General features: G+C 58.1%; 2 protein-coding genes. Both read left to right on the forward strand.

All coding sequences use genetic code 11. The annotated features are described in order from the left end of the window. The first annotated feature begins 805 nt into the window (after positions 1-805). Complete coding sequence (locus ENZ74_RS28900; RefSeq protein WP_013532581.1) at positions 806-1,951, forward strand: porin; 1,146 nt, start codon at positions 806-808, stop codon at positions 1,949-1,951. A 132-nt stretch (positions 1,952-2,083) separates the two neighbouring features. Continuing rightward, on the forward strand, positions 2,084-2,492 hold a 409-nt coding region (gene recO / locus ENZ74_RS28905; protein ID WP_127313185.1), incomplete at its 3' end, for a DNA repair protein RecO.

The raw sequence follows: 2,492 nt of genomic DNA on the forward strand, positions 1-2,492 counted from the left end.
GGACAGATCGACGCCAACCCTGTTGAGGTTGAGAAATCCTGTCACGTAATCGATGAAGTCCTTGCCGACCGCGCGCGCGAGCGTGAAGCGCCGAACGATAAGCCACTCTAGCCAACCAAAACCCAGTCCCGTCGCCAAACATCCGCCGTCGCATGGCGCGACCAGGGACATTCCGACCGACGCCATGCTTCCCGGGAGTGCCGATCCGCCTGATCGAGGCGGACGACCACGTCGCCCGTGTCGCCAAGGTCGACTGAGAGGCGTCACGGAGGAATCGTTTTGAACGTTTGGCTGCTGTCACAATCGGGGACACCACAGCGCTCCAGGGTTTCGATCGTCTTGGAAGAAGCAGACAGGCTTGGAAGCGTCATCCCGCTTTTCGCCTCGGCATCAGAGTGGGATTGGCGAATGGGCGTCACCTGGCGATAGAGGGGTCGGCAAGATTCAGGTCGATGTCGGCGAAAACCAGGTAGATATTCCACATTGTGCGGTCTTTTAGAAATATAAAACGTCGTAGTTATATTTAGTCGCGAAAGTATCCGTATATATATTCAATGTGTGACGTTGTGCCACTTGTGCCATTCGCCATCGCGGCAAGTGTTATTTGTGCAACACAGCATTAATCTGTTCGCGGAATTGGCATTATTTCGGAAATCGTCATTGAAGGCAGATGATCGATGGGTATGTTCGCCGCTGAAAAGGGCGAGCGGTGTGAGCCTTTTTCGTTGTGGGGGTGAGGCGGGAAAACATTGCCGCCAGCCACAAATCCGAAGCCATTTAAAACTATGACTGGAGAGGTCAGAAAATGAACATCAAGAGCCTCCTTCTCGGCTCAGCCGCGGCCCTGATCGCGGTCAGCGGCGCACGCGCCGCCGACGCTGTCGTCGTCGCCGAACCGGAACCGGCCGAATACGTCAAGATTTGCGACGTCTACGGCGCCGGCTACTTCTATATTCCGGGCACCGAGACCTGCCTGCGCATCGGCGGCTACCTCCGCTACGACATGGGCGTCGGCGATTCCGGCTCGCTCGATGGCGCCAACAACGTTCCCGATCACATGGACGGCGGAACGAACGACACCTGGTATAAGAACATGCGTTTCACGCTGAGGACTTATACCGGCCAGGAAACCGAGCTCGGCACGCTGAAAACCTTCACCGAAACTCGCTTCCAGTTCGGCAACTCCTCCGGCGACTATACCGACCAGACCCCGGCCAACAACGGCTGGCAGGCCGGCAACAAGACCACCACCCTCAATTTCGCCTGGATCCAGCTCGGTGGCCTGCGCGTCGGTAAGGATGAAACGGTATACGACCAGTTCATCGGTTATGCCGGCAATGTCATCCAGGACACGCTCATCCCGTATGGTGTCAAGGATACCAATCTCATCAGCTATTACTTCGACGCTGGCAGCGGCTTCACGGGCGTGGTCTCGCTTGAGGAAGGCACCGCCGTCAACACCATCGACAGCTATGTTCCGCATGTCGTCGGCGGCTTGAAGTACAAGGGCGACTGGGGTGCGATCACTGGCGTCGTGGCCTATGACAGCAACTATGAGGAAGTGGCCGGCAAGGTCCGTTTGGACGTCAACGTCAGCAAGGAACTGACGCTGTTCGTCATGGGCGGCTACGGCACCAACGACAACATCAACGACTTCGGCACAGGCCGTACCCAATACAAGCCGTGGGGCGGTAACTGGGCAGTCTGGGGTGGCGGCACCTACAAGTTCAACGAGAAGACCTCGTTCAACGCCCAGATTTCCTATGACGACTGGAAGAACCTCGGCGTCGCTGCCAACGTTGCCTATACCATTGTGCCCGGCTTTACGGTCACGACTGAAGTCGATTACCTCAATGCAGGAAAATTCGACGACTTCGACTTCAACAACTGGACCAAGGCCGACAAGAAGAGCAGCGTCGGCGGCATCGTCCGCTTCCAGCGCAATTTCTAGCAGATCGACTGACCTCACCAGCCCGCCCGCAGCACATCGCTGCGGGCGGTTTTTTATGCATTGGTGTGAGAGTTACCCAGGAGCCAAGCCCATACCTTGATTTCGCCACCCGATCGGTGAAAAGCTCCTGAAATGGAATGGCGCGACGAGGGAATCATTCTCGGCACCCGCAAGCATGGCGAAACCAGCGCCATTCTCGAGGTGCTGACGCGAGCGCATGGCCGTCATCTCGGCCTTGTTCGCGGCGGCCGTTCGCGCAAACAGCAGCCCGTCCTCCAGCCCGGCAATCGCGTCGACCTGTTGTGGCGTGCGCGCCTTGATGAACATCTCGGCACGTTCCAGGCCGAAGCGATCGAGATGAATGCTGCCCGGTTGATGGACAGCGCCGTCGCCGTCTACGGCTTGCAGACCATGGCCGCGCATCTGCGCCTGCTGCCCGAGCGCGACGCGCATGAAGGTCTCTACGAAACGCTTGCCGTGATGATCGTCCATCTCGACGACGCCGACGTTGCCGGAGAACTGGCGGCGCATTGGCTGAGAT

It is taken from the genome of Mesorhizobium sp. M7A.F.Ca.CA.002.15.2.1, assembly GCF_003998715.1.
In the GTDB taxonomy this organism is placed as follows: Bacteria; Pseudomonadota; Alphaproteobacteria; order Rhizobiales; family Rhizobiaceae; genus Mesorhizobium; species Mesorhizobium ciceri.